16 protein-coding genes and 1 pseudogene are annotated in these 16,538 nt (G+C 66.1%); 8 read left to right on the forward strand and 9 right to left on the reverse strand.

The window, feature by feature from the left end; genetic code table 11:
* Positions 1–10: 10 nt before the first annotated feature.
* A pseudogene (locus KBY67_RS10545) lies at positions 11–235 on the reverse strand (DUF2062 domain-containing protein); the annotation flags it as partial.
* Between the two features lie 78 nt (positions 236–313).
* On the opposite strand from KBY67_RS10545, the gene mnmE reads away from it, so the two are divergent.
* The 6 genes from mnmE (at position 314) to argS (ending at position 7,298) form a co-directional block, all read left to right on the forward strand.
* Positions 314–1,666 (forward strand): tRNA uridine-5-carboxymethylaminomethyl(34) synthesis GTPase MnmE, encoded by a 1,353-nt coding sequence (gene mnmE / locus KBY67_RS10550; RefSeq protein WP_255110984.1) that lies wholly within the window; start codon positions 314–316, stop codon positions 1,664–1,666.
* Positions 1,667–1,688: 22 nt separating this feature from the next.
* Positions 1,689–2,615, forward strand: coding sequence for a carboxylating nicotinate-nucleotide diphosphorylase (gene nadC / locus KBY67_RS10555; RefSeq protein ID WP_261350719.1), 927 nt, complete (start codon positions 1,689–1,691; stop codon positions 2,613–2,615).
* A gap of 241 nt (positions 2,616–2,856) precedes the next feature.
* A complete protein-coding gene (gene grrP / locus KBY67_RS10560) occupies positions 2,857–3,738 on the forward strand; it encodes an extracellular substrate binding-like orphan protein GrrP (protein WP_255110986.1) in 882 nt (293 codons plus the stop codon).
* Between the two features lie 66 nt (positions 3,739–3,804).
* Positions 3,805–4,209: a GrrA/OscA1 family cyclophane-containing rSAM-modified RiPP gene (gene grrA, locus KBY67_RS10565; protein ID WP_255110987.1), complete on the forward strand. Its 405-nt coding sequence runs from the start codon at positions 3,805–3,807 to the stop codon at positions 4,207–4,209.
* The gene (grrM, locus tag KBY67_RS10570; protein WP_255110988.1) at positions 4,206–5,363 is read left to right on the forward strand and encodes a cyclophane-forming radical SAM/SPASM peptide maturase GrrM/OscB; all 1,158 of its coding nucleotides are present in this window, start codon (positions 4,206–4,208) and stop codon (positions 5,361–5,363) included. Before grrA ends, grrM begins: the two co-directional genes overlap by 4 nt.
* A gap of 90 nt (positions 5,364–5,453) precedes the next feature.
* Positions 5,454–7,298, forward strand: a complete 1,845-nt coding sequence (argS, locus tag KBY67_RS10575; protein ID WP_255110989.1) for an arginine--tRNA ligase — start codon at positions 5,454–5,456, stop codon at positions 7,296–7,298.
* Between the two features lie 352 nt (positions 7,299–7,650).
* On the opposite strand, the gene KBY67_RS10580 is transcribed toward argS, so the two are convergent.
* From KBY67_RS10580 to KBY67_RS10605, 6 genes are all read right to left on the reverse strand, one after another.
* Positions 7,651–9,336, reverse strand: a complete 1,686-nt coding sequence (locus tag KBY67_RS10580) for a mechanosensitive ion channel domain-containing protein (RefSeq protein ID WP_255110990.1) — start codon at positions 9,334–9,336, stop codon at positions 7,651–7,653.
* A 293-nt stretch (positions 9,337–9,629) separates the two neighbouring features.
* The gene (locus tag KBY67_RS10585; protein ID WP_255110991.1) at positions 9,630–10,259 is read right to left on the reverse strand and encodes an SH3 domain-containing protein; all 630 of its coding nucleotides are present in this window, start codon (positions 10,257–10,259) and stop codon (positions 9,630–9,632) included.
* A 222-nt stretch (positions 10,260–10,481) separates the two neighbouring features.
* A complete protein-coding gene (locus tag KBY67_RS10590) occupies positions 10,482–10,961 on the reverse strand; it encodes a thermonuclease family protein (protein WP_255110992.1) in 480 nt (159 codons plus the stop codon).
* Positions 10,962–10,990: 29 nt separating this feature from the next.
* On the reverse strand, positions 10,991–11,734 hold the full coding sequence (locus tag KBY67_RS10595; protein WP_255110993.1) for a hypothetical protein: 744 nt from the start codon (positions 11,732–11,734) through the stop codon (positions 10,991–10,993).
* A 418-nt stretch (positions 11,735–12,152) separates the two neighbouring features.
* A complete protein-coding gene (locus tag KBY67_RS10600; protein WP_255110994.1) occupies positions 12,153–13,340 on the reverse strand; it encodes an FAD/NAD(P)-binding protein in 1,188 nt (395 codons plus the stop codon).
* Positions 13,333–13,770, reverse strand: a complete 438-nt coding sequence (locus KBY67_RS10605) for a Fur family transcriptional regulator (protein WP_255110995.1) — start codon at positions 13,768–13,770, stop codon at positions 13,333–13,335. Before KBY67_RS10605 ends, KBY67_RS10600 begins: the two co-directional genes overlap by 8 nt.
* Positions 13,771–13,846: 76 nt before the next feature.
* On the opposite strand from KBY67_RS10605, the gene KBY67_RS10610 reads away from it, so the two are divergent.
* On the forward strand, positions 13,847–14,830 hold the full coding sequence (locus KBY67_RS10610; protein ID WP_255110996.1) for a GTP-binding protein: 984 nt from the start codon (positions 13,847–13,849) through the stop codon (positions 14,828–14,830).
* A gap of 7 nt (positions 14,831–14,837) precedes the next feature.
* Positions 14,838–15,938 carry a WD40 repeat domain-containing protein gene (locus tag KBY67_RS10615; protein ID WP_255110997.1) on the forward strand — a complete coding sequence of 367 codons (1,101 nt, stop codon included), beginning with the start codon at positions 14,838–14,840 and terminating at the stop codon, positions 15,936–15,938.
* Here KBY67_RS10615 and yidD read toward each other — a convergent pair.
* Both yidD and KBY67_RS14955 read right to left on the reverse strand, forming a co-directional pair.
* Positions 15,905–16,156 (reverse strand): membrane protein insertion efficiency factor YidD, encoded by a 252-nt coding sequence (yidD, locus tag KBY67_RS10620; protein WP_255111003.1) that lies wholly within the window; start codon positions 16,154–16,156, stop codon positions 15,905–15,907. The two genes, KBY67_RS10615 and yidD, sit on opposite strands and share 34 nt — an antisense overlap.
* A 39-nt stretch (positions 16,157–16,195) precedes the next feature.
* Positions 16,196–16,339 (reverse strand): nuclear transport factor 2 family protein, encoded by a 144-nt coding sequence (locus KBY67_RS14955; RefSeq protein ID WP_399214309.1) that lies wholly within the window; start codon positions 16,337–16,339, stop codon positions 16,196–16,198.
* Positions 16,340–16,538: the final 199 nt, after the last annotated feature.

Consider the following 16,538-nt stretch of genomic DNA (forward strand, 5'->3'; position numbering starts at 1 on the left):
GCTGAGACCAGCTGCCCAGCTGGTAGTTGAACCAGTAGAGGGGCACGTGGGTGAGGGGGTTGCTGATCCAGGTGCCGGTGGCCGCCAGCAGGGGGTTGCCCTTCACCAGGCTGGCCAGCGCCACCCCCAGCAGGGTCTGCAGGCCGAAGAAGGGGAAGCAGCCACAGAACACGCCGGCCGCCAGACCGCGGGCACGCTGGCCGTGGCGTCCCTCCTGCTCCCACAGCCGGCGGATCCAGAGCCGGAACCTGCTGCTGGCTGCGGCCCACCAACGCCGCCACCCAGACTGGCGGGTCCCTGACCGTCGGGCTGCTTGGACTCGGACGACACCATTGCTGCGATTGCCACGGCGCTGGCGCCCGGAGAGGGAAGTGTGGCGATCGTAAGAATCTCCGGACCCCAGGCGGAGCCCATCGGCCGCCAGCTCTTTGACGCCCCAGGCGATCAGCCCTGGGGCAGCCATCGGGTGCTCTACGGCCATGTGCGTGATCCCGCCAGTGGTGAACGGCTGGATGAGGCCCTGCTGCTGCTGATGAAGGCACCCCGCAGCTTCACCCGCGAGGACGTGCTGGAGCTGCACTGCCACGGCGGCCTGATCGCCGTGGCCCGTGTCCTGGAGCTGGTGTTGGCCAGCGGGGCCCGTCGGGCGCGGCCGGGGGAATTCAGCCAGCGGGCCTTTCTCAATGGCCGCCTTGATCTCACCCGCGCCGAGGCGATCAGTGAGCTGATCACCGCCAGAAGCCGGCGGGCGGCCCAGCTGGCTCTGGCGGGTCTCGACGGTGGCCTGCAGCGGCGGATCAGCGCCCTGCGCGAGCGCCTGCTGGATCAACTGGCGGAGCTGGAGGCCCGGGTTGATTTTGAAGAGGACCTCCCCCCCCTCAATCCCCAGGCCCTGGTGGCGGAGCTGGAGGCGGTGCGCCAGGAGCTGCAGGGGCTGGTGGCCGAGGCGGGGGTGGGCCAGCTGCTGCGCGACGGCCTGAAGGTGGCGATCATCGGTCGCCCCAATGTGGGCAAATCCAGCCTGCTCAATGCCCTCAGCCGCCGGGAGCGGGCGATCGTGACCGATCTGCCGGGCACCACCCGCGATCTGCTCGAGAGCGAACTGGTGCTGCAGGGGGTGCCGCTCACCCTTCTGGATACCGCCGGCATCCGCGCCACCGACGACCCGGTGGAGCGGCTGGGCATCGAGCGCAGCCGCCAGGCCCTGGCCGCCGCCGATGCGGTGCTGCTGCTGGTGGACCTGAGAGAGGGCTGGACCGCCGCCGACAGCGAGCTCCACGCCCAGCTGCCCGCCGCGGTGCCATCGCTGGTGGTGGGCAACAAGGCCGACCGGGCCGCCGGCGACACCCCCGCCCAGGTGGAGGTGGTGATCAGTGCCCTGGCGGGCCATGGCCTCGAGGAGCTGGCCGTCGCTCTGCTCGCCCGCTGCGGCCACAGCCTCGCTCCGGGGCTGGAGGTGGCGCTGAACGCCCGCCAGCGGGACCTGGCGGCGGCGGCGGCCACGAGCCTGGCCGGCTCCCTTGAGGCGGCGGCCGCCGGGCTGCCCTGGGATTTCTGGACCATCGACCTGCGCCAGGCCGCCCGCAGCCTCGGTGAGATCACCGGCGAAGAGGTGAACGAGGCAGTGCTCGATCGGGTCTTCTCCCGTTTCTGCATCGGCAAGTGAGTCGGCCGCCCCGGCGGTCAGGATGGGGGGGCAAGACCGCCCGCCCGTGCTGCCGTTGGCCATCCCCGCGAGTGCCGTCGCCGCCGCCTCCCTGCTGAGCCAGCCCCAGCTGGAGCCCCTGCTGCGTTCCTGGCTGGCGGAGGACATCGGCCGCGGCGACCTCAGCGCGGCGGCGCTGCTGGGCCGGCCGGGCCGGGCCAGCTGGACGGCCCGGCGTGGGGGGATCTTCTGCGGTGGTCTGCTGGTGGAGCCGCTGTTTCGCCTGCTGGATGCTTCGGTGCAGGTGCGGTTGCTGGTGGCCGATGGGGAGCCGGTGCAGCCCGATCAACGGCTGCTGGAGCTGGCCGGTCCGGCGACGGCCCTGGTGGCGGGGGAGCGCACAGCCCTCAATCTGGCCATGCGCCTCTCCGGCATCGCCACCGCCACAGCGGCGCTGGTGGCGGAGCTGAGCGGCAGCGGCGTGGCCCTGGCCGACACCCGCAAGACCACCCCCGGGTTGCGTCTGCTGGAGAAATATGCGGTGCGCTGCGGCGGCGGCATCAACCACCGTTGCGGCCTCGATGACGCCGCCATGCTCAAGGAGAACCACCTGGCCTGGGCTGGAGGAGTGGCCTGTGCCGTTGCTGCGGTGCGCTCCGCTGCGCCCTGGCCGGCGCGGGTGATCGTGGAAGCGGAAAGTGCAGCCGAGGCGGCTCAGGCCGTGGGTGCCGGTGCCGACGGGGTGCTGCTCGATGGCTTCACGCCCGAGGCCCTGCTGGAGCTGGTGCCGCAGCTGCGCCAGCAGGCAGTGGGGCGGGGCTCGGCTGTGGTGCTGGAGGCGTCCGGGGTGGATCCAGCTCAGCTGAGGGCCTATGCCGCCACCGGCATCGATCTCATCTCCACCAGCGCCCCGGTTACCCGCAGTCCCTGGCTGGATCTGAGCATGCGCTACGCCCCGGTGCTGGCCTGAGCGCCCAAGTAGATCCAACCGAAGGGCGGACGCTGGTGCCATCCAGGCCGTTCTCCCCAGACGTCTCATCTCAAAGCTCTTCATCACAAAGCTGTGCTCTCTCGGCCTGGTGGCTAGCCAAATGCGCTGGGCATGTCCAGATTGCGGATGGTCTGCCTGGCGACCTTCTGTGACGCGACTGTTCCCCTCCCACTCGTACGCCTGGCTCCTGCCCTCCAGCCTGGCCCTGCTCGCTGCTGTTATGCCAGCGGACTCGGCGCGTGCTGAGGGCGTCGTCGACCGGGTCGCCCGCAGCGGTGAGCTGGTGCTGGTGGGGCTCCCCGATCAGGCGCCCCTGCTCTCCCTGGACGGCCAGGGGCGGCCAGTGGGCTACGCCATGGAGGTGGCCAATCGGATCGCCGCTGAGCTGGCCGTGGCCGTGGGGCGTCCGGTGCGGCTCCGCTTCGAGCCGGTGACCGACCCCGCTGATCTGGGCCAGCGGCTGGTGGGTGGCAAGGCCGATCTTGCCTGTGGCGTGCCGTTCACCTGGGAGCGGGACATCACCCTCGACTATTCGCTGCCGTTCGGGCTCTCCGGTCTGCGGCTGCTGGCGCCCGCTGGTCGTCTGGATGGATCGCCCCAGTCGCTGGCCGGGAGGCGCATCGGTGTGGTCGCCAACTCTCTGGGGGAAACAGAGCTGAAGGGCCTCCAGCCGGCGGCCCGGCCCGTGGGTTTTGCGGATCTCTCCCAGGCGGTGGCAGCACTGCGGGGCGGCTCAGTGGATGGGGTGATCGGTGACAGCACCCTCCTGGCGGGCCTTGTCGCCGGAGGGAAGGATGCCGCTCTGGCTCAGACCCCCTCTGATCCCTACGAGCGCTATGCCGTGGCCTGCCTGATTCCTGAGAACGACTCCGCCTTCCGCAACCTGGTGAATCTGGCGATTGCACGGCTGCTGCAGGGTTACCTCGATGGCCAGCCCGAGGCGGTGAGCTCCATCGATCGCTGGGTGGGGCCCGGAAGTGCGCTCAACCGCACGCCGGATCAGATCCGCAACTACTTCGATGCGGTGCTGCTGGGTGTGGAGGCCCTGCGCCCTCTGCCGGCTCAGGCGGGTGCGCCCTCCGCCAGTCCTGCCGCTCCTTAGCCCGCTCAGGTGGCCCGAACCGCCCAGCCGTTTCGCTTTCTCCTTCTCCGCCCCTGCCCTGCACCGATGGCCCTCTTCACTCGTTCCCGGCTCTTCGGCATTCTGCTGATTGCGGCATCGCTGCCCCTGGACCCTGGCCTGGGGAGGGCCCTGGCCGCATCGGCCTCGGCGCCGCCGTCCTCGGAGCCCCCTCCCCAGGAGAACGCGATTGAGGCGCGCCTGCGCCGCATCGCCGCCGCCGTGCGGGATCAGGAGGGAGCGGACCCAGCCCAGGTGGAAACGCCCGCTGACGGCCTGCAGGCCAGGGTGTTCGTCAATGGTCCCCGGGTCGGCTGGGGCAATGGTGGCTTCCGCAACGGTGGCTTCTTCAACGGCGGCTTCCGCAATGGCGGCTTCTATAACGGTGGCTTCCGCAATGGCGGCTTCGGCAATGGCGGCTTCCGCAACGGCGGCTGGCGCAATTACTGGTGAGCGAGTCTCCACGGACGCAGGCCGGCCCGCTGCGGCTGCTGGTGGTGCAGCCCACACCCTTCTGCAACCTCGACTGCGACTACTGCTATCTGCCCAGCCGTGACGACCGCAGCCGGCTGCCGCTGGAGATCCTCGATGCCGCCCTGGAGCGGGTGCTTGAGAGCCCGTTCTTCAACGGTGGCTTCACCCTGCTCTGGCATGCGGGCGAACCGCTCACCATGCCGATCGCCTTCTACGACGCGGCCACCGAGCGCATCCGCCTGGCCCTGGAGCGCCACGGCCTGTCGCCTTCCACGATCGTGCAATCGCTGCAGACCAATGCGGTGGTGATCGATGACGCCTGGTGCGACTGCTTCGAGCGCAACGACATCCACGTGGGCGTGAGCATGGATGGGCCCGAGGCCCTGCACGACGCCCACCGCCGCACCCGCACGGGCCTGCCCACCCATGGGGCGGTGATGCGCGGCATCGCGGCCCTGCAGCGCCGGGGCATTCCCTTCGAGGTGATCTGCGTGCTCACCGCCGATGCCCTCGATCAGGCCGATGCCCTCTACGACTTCTTCACGGCCCACGGCATCGGCGACGTGGGCTTCAACATGGAGGAAACCGAGGGGGAGAACCTGCGCTCCACCCTTGAGCGCCCCGATGGTGAGCGCCGCTACAGCGCCTTCATGGAGCGGTTCTGGCAGCGGCAACGGGCCGAGCCGGGTCGCTTGAACCTGCGCGAGTTCGATGGCATCACCAGCCTGGCCTGCGGTGAGAGCCGGATGGAGAGCACCGACATGAACACCCCTTTCGCGATCGTGAACGTGGATGCCAAGGGCAATTTCACCAGCTTCGATCCGGAGTTGCTGGCGGTGGCTACCGCCGACTACGGTGATTTCATCTTTGGCAACGTGCTTCAGGGCAGCCTTGAAGCCTCGATGCATACCGACAAGTTCCAACGGGTGTGGCGCGAGATCGAGGCCGGCGTGGACCTCTGCCGCCGCGACTGCGCCTACTTCGGCCTCTGCGGGGGTGGCGCGGGCAGCAACAAGTACTGGGAGCACGGCCGCTTCGACTGCAGCGTCACCGAGGCCTGCCGCTACCGCATCCAGTTGGTGGCCGACGTGGTGCTCGCCGGCATGGAGCAGGAGCTGGGGCTGAGCGCCTGATCGCCTCCGCTCCAGGGAGGCGACCCTCAGGAGGGATGATCGAAGCCGGATCCCTCCCCTCCCCTGGCAGTCCGGCCGCACCCCCCAGCCATGCTTCGCATCGCCCACGCCCTCGACGCCCAGCTGCGCGCGGCCTTGGAGCGGGCCTTCCCCGAGCAGGTGGCGGCGGCGCAGGCGGCCGGTGCCCCCCTCGATCCGCAGCTGGCGCCCGCCAGCCAGCCGGAATTCGGTGATTTTCAGGCCAACGGTGCTCTCTCCCTGGCCCGGCCACTGAAGCAGGCGCCCCGGGCCATCGCCGGCGCGATCGTGGAGCAGCTGGCCGCTGATGCGGCGTTCGTAGCGCTGTGCGAGCCCGCCCAGATCGCAGGACCGGGCTTCATCAACCTCACCCTGCGCCCCCAGCAGCTGGCGGCGGAGCTGCGCAGCCGCCTGGGGACTGCGCGGTTGGGGGTGCCGGAGGTGGGCGGCGCTGCGGCCGGTGGCGCGGCAGAGGCTGCAGGCGCGCCTGTGATCGTGGATTTCTCCAGCCCCAACATCGCCAAGGAGATGCACGTGGGGCACCTGCGCTCCACGATCATTGGCGACGCTCTGGCGCGGGTGCTGGAGTTCCGCGGCCACCCGGTGCTGCGCCTCAACCACGTGGGCGACTGGGGCACCCAGTTCGGCATGCTCATCACCCATCTCAAGCAGGTGGCTCCCGAGGCGCTCACCACCGCCGATGCGGTGGATCTGGGCGATCTGGTGGCCTTCTACCGCCAGGCCAAGGCCCGCTTCGATGCCGATGAGGCCTTCCAGGCCACCTCCCGTGAGGAGGTGGTCAAGCTGCAAAGCGGCGATCCGGTGAGCCGCCGGGCCTGGCTGTTGCTGTGCGAGCAGTCACGGCGCGAATTCCAGCAGATCTACGACCGCCTCGACATCCGCCTGAGCGAGCGGGGTGAGTCGTTCTACAACCCCCACCTGGAGCAGGTGGTGAGCGATCTCGACGCCACCGGGTTGCTGGTCACCGATGCCGGCGCCCAGTGTGTGTTCCTCGAGGGGGTGAGCGGCAAGGACGGCCAGCCGCTGCCGCTGATCGTGCGCAAGAGCGACGGTGGCTTCAACTACGCCACCACCGATCTGGCGGCCCTGCGCTATCGCTTCGCGCCGCCGCCCGAGGGGGATGGCGCCCGTCGGCTGATCTACGTCACCGATGCGGGCCAGGCCAGCCACTTCGCCGCCGTGTTCCAGGTGGCGCGCCGAGCCGGCTGGGTGCCCGAGGAAGGCCGGCTTGAGCATGTGCCCTTCGGTCTGGTGCAGGGGGACGACGGCAAGAAGCTCAAGACCCGCTCCGGCGACACGGTTCGGCTCAAGGATCTGCTCGATGAGGCGGTGGAGCGCTCCGAGGCGGATCTGCGCCGCCGCCTGGCGGAGGAAGAGCGTCAGGAAGAGGAGGCGTTCGTCACCCATGTGGCCACCACCGTGGGTCTTGCGGCGGTGAAGTACGCCGACCTGAGCACCAACCGGAACACCAACTACCAGTTCAGCTTTGATCGCATGCTGGCCCTCTCTGGCAACACGGCCCCCTACCTGCTTTATGCCCTGGTGCGGATCGCCGGCATCGCTCGCAAGGGGGGCGTGGGTGTGGGGGAAGGGGATGCGTCCGGGATGTTCCCTGATCCCCTGGTGTTCAGCGAACCCCAGGAATGGGCCCTGGCGCGCCAGCTGCTGGCGCTGGATACGGTGATTGCCGAGGTGGAGGAGGAACTGTTGCCCAACCGGCTCTGCTCCTATCTCTTTGAGCTCTCCCAGGTGTTCAACCGCTTCTACGACCAGGTGCCGGTGCTCAAGGCTGATGAACCGGCCCGGGGCTCACGTCTGGCGCTCTGCCGCCTCACCGCCGACACGCTGCGGCTGGGGTTGGGCCTGCTGGGCATCCCGACGCTGGAGCGGATGTAACCAGGTGAGGGCGCGTCGGGATCACCGCACTGCCGCTTCAGTTTCCAGACAAGCGCATGCACCATGGAGGTATGCACTGATGGCGACAGAATGACCAGGCACGTCCATTCCTAAGGACGACTCTGAGGGGCATATCAGGACTTCCTCCGCGATCTTTGGAAATCAAACATCAAACAACTTCAACGGTGTAGCGCATCTCCATGGAGTCGCCGTCAACGCTCCAGGTCAGAATCGAGCAGGCTCTTATCAAAGCGATGAAATAACAATACCTCCCTCCTTCTGCATCTGGCTATTGGATGGGAATGCGCCACGCCGAGTGATGTCAATCTGGAGGCCTGTGACCTGTCTTGAGTCAGGTCGTCAGGGTCAGCCGCTGCACCAGCCGGGCCAGCAGTTCCCGCCGGGCCTCCCCCTGCCGGCCCGCTTCGGTGATCAGCAGGACGCCGACCAGCAGGCCGTCGGCGGTCATGGCCTCCACGCCAAGCAGGCGGGGCGGCTCCAGCAGCAGCGCCCTCCAGACGGGATCAGCGGCGAAGGCGACCAGCTCAGCACCAATCGTCTCCAGCGCCTGGGACAGATCGCTGCTGCTGGGTAGCAGCAGCGACACCTCCGCGCCTGAGCGCAACTTGGTGTGGTTCACGCTCTGCTCACAGCCACTGTTCGGCACCACCACCACCCGTTGGTCCCGGCAGCGCAGCTCGGTGCTCAGCACCCCCACATCGATCACCTCGCCAAGCCGCCCGCCGATCTCAACGGTGTCGCCGATCGCATAGCGGTCGTCGAGCAGCAGCACCAGCCCGGTGACAAAATCCCGCAGAAGGCCCTGAAAGACCAGGGCCAAGGCACCGAGCACGGCGCCACTGGCGAGCAGGGCATTGCTGGAAAGGTCCCGCAACACCGGAATTCCCATCACCGTCCAGAAGCCGAACAGCAGCAGGCAGCCCAGATCCACCAGACGGCGCAGCACCCGCAGCAGGCTGCGGTAGCGCTGCTCACGGCGGGCCTGGGAGGCCAGCGGCACGAACACATTGGTGGCCCACTGGCTCAGCAGCAGCCCCAAGACGGCCCGCAGCAGGGCTGCCAAGGCCACCAGCAGCAGGGCCTTGAACATCACCACCAACGGTTGAAACAACACATCGATCGCCGGCGCGACCTGGCCCGGCCAGGCCAGCAGAACCACGGCGCTGATCGCCACGCCCAGCAGCAGCACTGAAGCCATCAGCAGCCGGCTGAGGCTCTGAACCAGATGGAAACGGGCGGCGGCGAAGCGGCCCACTGAGGTCAGACGTTCACGATGGAGGCGAGGCAGCTGGCGTTGGAGGCGGCGCCATAGCCAGACGGCCAGGACGAGCACCCCAGCCAGGAGCCCGGCAACGAGGCTGGCAATCCTCATTCGACCATCGATCTGCTCGCTGGCGTAGATCCCACGAGCACGGCGCAACCGGCGCTCCAGCCGGCCACGCCAGTGTTCCGCCAGCTGCTCGGCCGTCATGCCATTCAGCTGGGCGTCGGCGGCGGTGACGGTGAGCAGAGGGAAAGGGGTGGAGCGGCCCGGCACCACGGCCGCCAACTCGTTCAGCCCCCCTGCTTGGCGCTCCACCACAACGCGCAAAGCGGCCGGCGCACCCTGCAGCCCCAGGTGATCAGGGTCGCAGACCGCTTCCGAGGCCCCGATGCTGGAACGCTCCAGCAGCAGCTCGCCGATCCGTTCCCCGGGGGTGCAGGGCTGCTGGGGCCGGTAGAGCAGCTCCAGGTTGCCCTCGATCACCCGGGCGCGCTCGGCGGCATCCGGCCCGGCATCCGGGCCCACCATGCTCCGAGAGGCCACGTTGATCACCGGCACCCCAAGAATGCGGACCTGGGCGAACCGAAAGCTGCCTGCCACGACCTGGGCGGTTTCAGGGGTGGTGGCAGGGCCGGCAGACTCCGCCGCAAGGGCCGGCAGGGCCACCAGCATCAACAGCAACGCCAGGCCAGTGATCAGGAGTCGGCGCTGCCGGAGGGCCCAGCCCTGGAAGATCGAGCGGCAAAGGGCCATCGGCTGCTTGGCGCCATCGATGTTATCTAATTAATGATAAACCAGGCAATTATCCCTGGCTCAATGAGAGCGCTGATCTGGGGAGCCTGGGGTCATCTTGGTTTGCTGGATCAGAATCATCGTTATCTTCTGAGGCGTCCCTTCTCTAATGACCGCCTGACCACTCTGCAGGACCCAAACGAAAGGCCTATGAAGTCCTCAAGCGAATTCTGACATGATGATTAGTCGGCAGAATGGCTGGGAAACGATCACGAGATTGCTCGCCCAGCCTGATCAATCACAGGGAAGCAGATTTAGCGATTGAATTCTCGCAGGTACTGGCCCCTGGCCCAGCCTTCCACCCGTGGGTCATCCCGCAGCTGAACGCGACACCAGCGATCACCGTTGTGCATCTCGCAACCGAGATTCTTCAACACCGTTCCCTTGCGAACGCGAGCCACGAAGGTGGACCCCAGAGCAGGCTTACTGGACAGCCCGTAGTAGGGGGTGTCGAAATTGGTGACCTCCCAGAAGTCCGGACCGCCGGCCAGATCATCGCCTCGGGGTGACCTACCACTGCTGGAGCTGGAACCGGTTTTGCCGAGATCACGGATGGTGAGGTCGTACTTGGAGGCCGCACCTTCACTGGCGGGCCCCCGGCCCAGATACACCGTAATCAGATAGCCACCTGATTTAGGCAGCTTGCCCTCATAGAGGGTGCCTGCATCTTCGCCGAGGAAAAGATCCGTGCCGCCTCCTGGAGGGCTGATCGAGAAGAAGGTGCGGGAATTGCTCGCACTGATTTCCACACTCAACTTATGGCCAGCCTTGCCAGGAAGGATGTAACGGGCACGCTGATCACCCTTGATCTTGCCGGACAGTCGCTTGGCGCTCGACCCGGAGGGGAACTCATCGTTGGTGGTGGTGTCCGCCCGCTCAGCCAAGGCAGGAGAGAGGCCATGGCCCAAGGCAATCGAGCTGCCAAGCGCGGCCAGTGCGATGAGTCGGATGGGCTGCGCAGATTCTAGGGTTGAGAGCAATTCACTTTATCTGGCCATGAAGTAAACAAAGGGCTCCATCGCAATGCCCTGACATTCTACTTGCTCGCAGAATGATCATCAGTTCGCTCCACTCTTCGTGCAAGAACTATTGGCTTAGGACCGCATCTATGGGGTGTCCGGCGATGGCCCCCAGAGTCCGAGTCGCATTGTTCGGGCTCCCAACTCCGCCTCTCTGTAGCTCACCTGGTTGCACGGGCTCGAGGCCTGGCGATCCAGCGCCGCCATGCCGACTTGCACCAGGCTCAGGTTGACCGGCACCGTAGAGCCAACCGGAATGATCTCAGCCAGATCAACTCCGTCAGCGGCCTTGCTGCGTGTCGTTAGCGTCACCCAGGCGCCGGGCGGGAGCAGCCTCTCCAGGGCTACCTTGACGACCTGGCCAGCTCTGCCCTGACGGAGTGACGGGGCATGGATACAGGCCAGCCGCACCGTGAACGGATCGCCGTAAGGGGTGACGACGACCGTGTTGCCATCCCGCACCTTCACCACACGGACGTCGTCGGGTGGGGGCGGCGGAATGGCGAGAACCGGAGCCCCCGTTATCGAAAGGAGCAGGAGGGACAGGCCCAGGTCGGTGCGATTCATCGCGAGATCCAGCGATGGAGTCAGAGGCCTCAGCCCCCCACCACAAAGGCATCGACAATCTCATAGCGCTCGAAGTTCTCCCCCAGAGTGAGCACCGAAACATCCCCGCGCCGCTGCACCGAAAGCTTCTCGGGCTGATCGGAAGCGACGGCCTTGCCCTTCACGAACAGGAACTGCCGCTTCTGGCCCCCGGGGATCGTCACCACCACCGTGGCGCTGTTGTTGGCCCGGCGGATCACGGAGGCCTTGCAGCTGGAGCCTTTGCCGCTGCTCCCGGACACACAGGGCACAGCCGCAGAGGCGTGATACGGAGTGCCGGGGATCAGGGCATCGCGGGAAGCGGACACGGGGGCGAGGGGAGCACCGCCGATCCCCACCTTCAGGCTGTAGGTGCTGGTTTCATTGCGGCGCGCCGCCGGGCGCATCAGGTACACCCTCACCCTCACATCGCCATCGCTCGGCAGGAGCCCACTGAAGCGGTTGCCGGAGCTGCTGCCGATGAACACAGCAGTGTCAGTGCCCGCCGCCAGCACGTTGAAGTAGTTCTGCGGGTTGGAACCCTTGAGTTCCACCGTCAGGGTCTGACCGGCGCCGGCCCGCAGTTTGTAGTCGATGGTCTGGTCTCCCTTGAGCTGGCCCGTGAGCAGGGTGGAATCCGCTCCGGCTCGAAACGTGACCCTTTGACTCTCGATCGCCACCTGGGCCAATGCGCCCGCTGCCGGAAGGCTGATCGCCAAGAGGCCAGCGGCGGCAAAGGCGAGTGGAGCACGCATTGGAACCGAAAAGATAATGATTTGGAAGTCTACCTCCCTTGCTCTTCAGCGCAAATTGAATCGCCCACTTCATTGCTGGCTATTCAACTCGCTGAGAGGTGTGGAGCGTGATGCTCGGAGTCAGCCTCTTTACGCTTGTGGATCTAACGCTCAAGATCAGAAGCGGGCAAGGACTCATTGTCTTGACAAGCCACCCCCGCTCCCGTCTTCTGTATCTGGTTGTTAGAAGGTGATATGCCAAGCGCATCACAGTCTTCACTGGCCATCGTGGCCGCACCGTGAAGAAACCACGCTTCATTCAGCCCCAGCGGGCGTATCAGCTGGCGCGCAAGCTACAAGTTCGGCGCCGTCGCGGTGCTCTGACGCCCTGGGCCTGCGGGTCCCCCGGGGCTTTCCCCTGCCGAGTGGTGGCCGTCAATCAATGCTTAACCACAGCTCGCCAGATGCGTTGGGCGGCCTCGCGTCCGCCGAAGAGATTGCGGGCCGCCGGGCCGACCTGGAGGGCAGTGAGGCCGCCCATCAGATGCACAGGGGTTCCTGGCCAGCGCAGATCTGGCCCGAGAACCGGCCAGTCATCCACCAGCTCAATCGGCAGTTGCTGATGCAGCTGCTGCAACAGCGGGTGCTGGCTGACGCCCTGCCGATGCCCCGTGGCGAGCCAGATTCGATCCGCTGAAAGCCTCTGGCCTCCGCCGCAGACAATGTCCCACTCACCGGAACTCCAATGTGCGGCCTGCACCTCGCAGTGTTCATGAAGCTGGAGTTTGCCGCGTCGTTGGGCCTCTCTGAGTTCTGCCCCAGTCTCTGGCGTGATCGAACCGCCGTCTCGTGCCTCCAGGACGAGGCGGCGGCGGCGGTGCATGCAGGGTTCTGCATGAAAGCCCTTGAGGTATTTGGAGCCCAGCCAGCCAGGATCGGCATCGAAAGGCTTTTGTTTCAGGCCGCGGCGGCACAGCAGCTGCACCTTTGCGCCGCGCCGCAGCGCCCCGAGGCTGAGATGGGCGCTGGTGAGTCCGCCGCCGACAATCAGGATTCGTTCACCAGGGCGTAGCCGCAGCGCAGGCAGATCAATCCCATCGCTGTGCTGCAGCGCGTCTGCCGGGGCCTCGCCTGCGATGGCCTTGATCCAGGTGGGCCATTGCGGGGTTCCGTTGCCCGTCGCGATCACCACCCTCCCGGCCTGCACTGTGGTCCCATCACTGAGCGATAGCTCCAGCGGGCCCTTGCCGTTCGCTGGAAGCCTGATGTGCTCGACGCTCGCCGCCTGCACACGCCCCTCCAGCGCAAACTCGGCGATCACCTCGCGGCAGAAGGCAGCAAAAAGATCGGTGTGCGGCAAGCCATACGCTCCTTCCAGCTGCCGATGGCGCTGCTGGCTGTGGGCAAAGCGCCGCAGGGCATGGGCGTTTGGATGGGGGTGATGGGGCGAGGGTGATCGCAGCCAGGGAATCTCGTAGCGCTCCATCTGGCGCTGCCAGCAGCTCAGCCAGCGGCCGCTGGGATCCACGATCCGGAGGCGGCGGTGCAGCCGCGACCGTTTCTGCAGCAACAGACAACTGAGGGTGAGAGCCTGGGGTCCGGCCCCGACGATCACAAGATCAGCCATGGGACAAGGGTTCACTCTGCTGGCAGGAAAGGCAGAGGCCGTGGATCTCGAAGGTGTGAAACAGAGGCTTGAATCCCTGCAGCAACACCTTGCTCAGTCCGAGGCCACCCGTTGCCACCGGGCAGATCGGCAACGGTTCGCTGTGGCCGCAGCTCACGCAGGTGAGGTGATGGTCATCGCGCTCCAGGGGGGCATAGACGCTCTCCCCATTGGGCAACTTGCGACAACGGACCAGGCCTGAACGCTGTAGCAGCCGCAGGTTCCGATACACGGTGGCCAGCCCATGCCGTTGCGAGCCCTGCCTGAGGCGTTCATGCAGCTCCTGGCCGCTCAGCTCGGCATTCGCCTCCTGCAGCACGGCCAGCAAGGCCCGCTGCCGGGGCCCCAGGGGCATGACGTCCGGATCGGGGGGATAGGAGTGCTGAGCCATGGGTGGACTGCCAGGTGCGCAACCTGCTAAAACGAGAACCATTCTCAGCATATGGGGCTCCGGCTCCTCCCTGGCCATGGCCTTCTCCAGCCCTGTTCCCGCCGCCGAGCGCCTGCCAGTGACCGTGCTCACTGGTTACCTCGGTGCCGGCAAAACCACCCTGCTTAACCGGATTCTCACCCACGAGCACGGTCTCAAGGTGGCGGTGATCGTCAACGAGTTCGGCGAGATTGGCATCGATAACCAGCTGGTGGTTGATACCGATGAGGAGATCTTCGAGATGAACAACGGCTGCATCTGTTGCACCGTGCGCGGCGATCTGATTCGGATCATCGGCAACCTGATGAAGCGGCGTGATCGTTTCGACCACCTGGTGATCGAAACCACCGGCCTGGCCGATCCGGCCCCGGTGATTCAAACGTTCTTTGTGGATGAAGACCTGCGCGATGAGCTGCGGCTTGATGCGGTGGTAACCCTGGTGGACCTCAAGCACGTTGAGCTGCATTGGGATACGGAGGAGGTGCAGGAGCAGTTGGCCTTCGCAGATGTGCTGGTGCTCAACAAGGCTGATCTGGTGAGCGACGCGGAGCGCGCCGCGATCGAGCGGCGGGTGCGCGCCATCAACCCAATGGCTCGCCTGCTCACCAGCTGCAACGCTGATGTGCCGATGCAGGAGCTGTTGGGCGTTCAGGCCTTCGAGCTTGATCGGGCCCTAGGCCTCGATCCTGGGTTCCTGGTGGATGAGCACGCCCATGAACATGACGATGCCGTGGGCTCTGTGGCCCTGGTGGAGGAGCGGCCCATGGACATGGAGAAGTTGGGCAGCTGGATCTCGGAGCTGGTGAGCAGCCGTGGGCCGGATCTGTTCCGCATGAAGGGCATCATCCAGTTGGCTGGCAAGGATGAGCGCTACGTGCTCCAGTCGGTGCACATGCTCGTTGATGGCGATTTTGATCGCCCCTGGAAAGCCGGTGAACGGCGCCGCAGCGAATTTGTGATCATCGGCCGCGATCTCGATGCTGAGGCGCTGCGAACCAGCTTCTTGGCGTGTGTGGCCTGAGCAGGCGATGGCTCAGGCAACCCTGGTGAGCGAACGGCTCTGCGGCGATCTGGAGCAGCCGATCTCGGCCCTGGCCTGGTCGCTCGATGGTGAGTTTCTAGCCATCACCAGCGCCGGTGGTGAATTGTTAATGATCGATTTCCGCGCCGGCTGTGAGGAGCTGCTGCGGGGCGACCGTGACAGCAGCCTTGATGTGGTCGGTTTCAGCGACGATGGCCAGTTCCTGATGGCCGCGGGCCAGGGCGGCGAGCTGCTGCTTTGGGAGCTGGGTGGCACGGGGGTGCGGCCGCTGGCCATGGACCCCCTCCCCCTGGGCGGCGGTTGGATCGATGCGGCTGCCTGGCAGCCTGGTGGGTCGCTACTGGCGGTGGCTGCTGGGCGCGAGCTGCAGCTCTGGGATGGGGCCAGTCGCGAATGGAGTGAGCCACCGCTGCAGTTGCCCGGCACCATCCAAGCCCTGTCCTGGAGCGCTGATGGGGTTCAACTAGCTGCCAGTTGCAACGGTGAAGTGGTGCTTTGGCAGCCGTGTCTGAGCTCGGCTGCGGATCTGCCGCTGCGCCATGCCATCGCCTCGGCCGGTTTGGCTTTGGCTTTTTCAGGGCCGGGGCACCATCTGGCCTGCGGGATGCTGGATCGCTCCCTGCTGGTGTGGCCCCAGGGCTGCCACGGCCAGCCCTGGCAGTTCAGCGGCTTTCCCTCCAAGGTGCGTCAGCTGGCCTGGAGTGATCAGCCGGGTCGCCTGGCACCGCTGCTGGCCAGTGCTGCTGGTGAGGCTGTGATCCTCTGGACGCAGGTGAAGCAGGGTTCCAAGGCCTGGCAGCCAGAACCGTTGCTGTGGCACGAAAAGCGTGTTCAGGCGCTGGCCTTTGCTCCCGGAAGCACCCTGCTGGCCAGTGCTTCAAGCGACGGCAGCGTGGCGCTCTGGGATGGCAAAGGGCAAATGTTGCAGCCGCTAGAGGGGCAGGGCTGCGGCTTCAATACCCTGGCCTGGCGACCTGATGGACTCCACCTGGCTGCTGGTGATGCCCAGGGGCGTTGGTGGCTGTGGCCGGTGGTGGTGCCGGCTCGCGCGCGTCAGCGGGCTTCTGCCGGCAGCGGTTTTGGCTGAATTGTGGATGGCGGTACCGGGTCGTAGCCCCCTGGATGCAGGGGATGGCAGCGACCCAACCGGCAGAGCGCCAGCCAGCTGCCGCGCCAAGCTCCATGGATTTCAATGGCTTCGATGGCGTATTGAGAGCAGCTGGGGGTGAAGCGGCAGTTTGGCCCCAATAGCGGGCTGATCAGGGTCTGATAGCCGCGGATCAGAAGCAGCAACAGACGGCGCATCAATGAAGCCAGGGGCATGGCCAAGATCTCAGTGGTGACTCAATCGGTCGATTCGGGTTGGAGTGATGAGTGATGGTGGGAGATCTTCCACTCGCCATCCTCCAGTACATAGATGAAGCTGTAGCGTGCTTCCGCAGTGCTGCCATTGGCAAAGCGGAAGGTGTAGAGGCCTGCATCTTGCAGCCGATCAGGATTTCCCGTTGGCTCACCTGGCCTTGGGGTCGTTTATCCAAAAAGTGGCTGAAGGGCACCTCGAAAAATCTACGCCGCTCCCTGACAGACTATGAAATATGCTATAGAATTGGTTCAGTTCAACACAGCTGAATGGGACAGCGTGGATTCTGGGATGAGGAGAAGCGCATCCACAGGCTTCGGCAGAAGA

It is taken from the genome of Synechococcus sp. RedBA-s (genome assembly GCF_024345495.1).
In the GTDB taxonomy this organism is placed as follows: Bacteria; Cyanobacteriota; Cyanobacteriia; order PCC-6307; family Cyanobiaceae; genus Regnicoccus_A.

What these genes read in the sequence shown, in the direction of transcription:
- KBY67_RS10590 (WP_255110992.1), bottom strand. Translation starts at nt 10,961, where the DNA reads ATGAATCGCACCGACCTGGGCCTGTCCCTCCTGCTCCTTTCGATAACG.
- grrA (WP_255110987.1), top strand. Translation starts at nt 3,805, where the DNA reads ATGGCCCTCTTCACTCGTTCCCGGCTCTTCGGCATTCTGCTGATTGCG.
- argS (WP_255110989.1), top strand. Translation starts at nt 5,454, where the DNA reads ATGCTTCGCATCGCCCACGCCCTCGACGCCCAGCTGCGCGCGGCCTTG.
- KBY67_RS10600 (WP_255110994.1), bottom strand. Translation starts at nt 13,340, where the DNA reads ATGGCTGATCTTGTGATCGTCGGGGCCGGACCCCAGGCTCTCACCCTC.
- KBY67_RS10610 (WP_255110996.1), top strand. Translation starts at nt 13,847, where the DNA reads ATGGCCTTCTCCAGCCCTGTTCCCGCCGCCGAGCGCCTGCCAGTGACC.
- yidD (WP_255111003.1), bottom strand. Translation starts at nt 16,156, where the DNA reads ATGCGCCGTCTGTTGCTGCTTCTGATCCGCGGCTATCAGACCCTGATC.
- KBY67_RS10595 (WP_255110993.1), bottom strand. Translation starts at nt 11,734, where the DNA reads ATGCGTGCTCCACTCGCCTTTGCCGCCGCTGGCCTCTTGGCGATCAGC.
- nadC (WP_261350719.1), top strand. Translation starts at nt 1,689, where the DNA reads ATGGGGGGGCAAGACCGCCCGCCCGTGCTGCCGTTGGCCATCCCCGCG.
- KBY67_RS10605 (WP_255110995.1), bottom strand. Translation starts at nt 13,770, where the DNA reads ATGGCTCAGCACTCCTATCCCCCCGATCCGGACGTCATGCCCCTGGGG.
- grrP (WP_255110986.1), top strand. Translation starts at nt 2,857, where the DNA reads ATGCCAGCGGACTCGGCGCGTGCTGAGGGCGTCGTCGACCGGGTCGCC.
- KBY67_RS10615 (WP_255110997.1), top strand. Translation starts at nt 14,838, where the DNA reads ATGGCTCAGGCAACCCTGGTGAGCGAACGGCTCTGCGGCGATCTGGAG.
- KBY67_RS10580 (WP_255110990.1), bottom strand. Translation starts at nt 9,336, where the DNA reads ATGGCCCTTTGCCGCTCGATCTTCCAGGGCTGGGCCCTCCGGCAGCGC.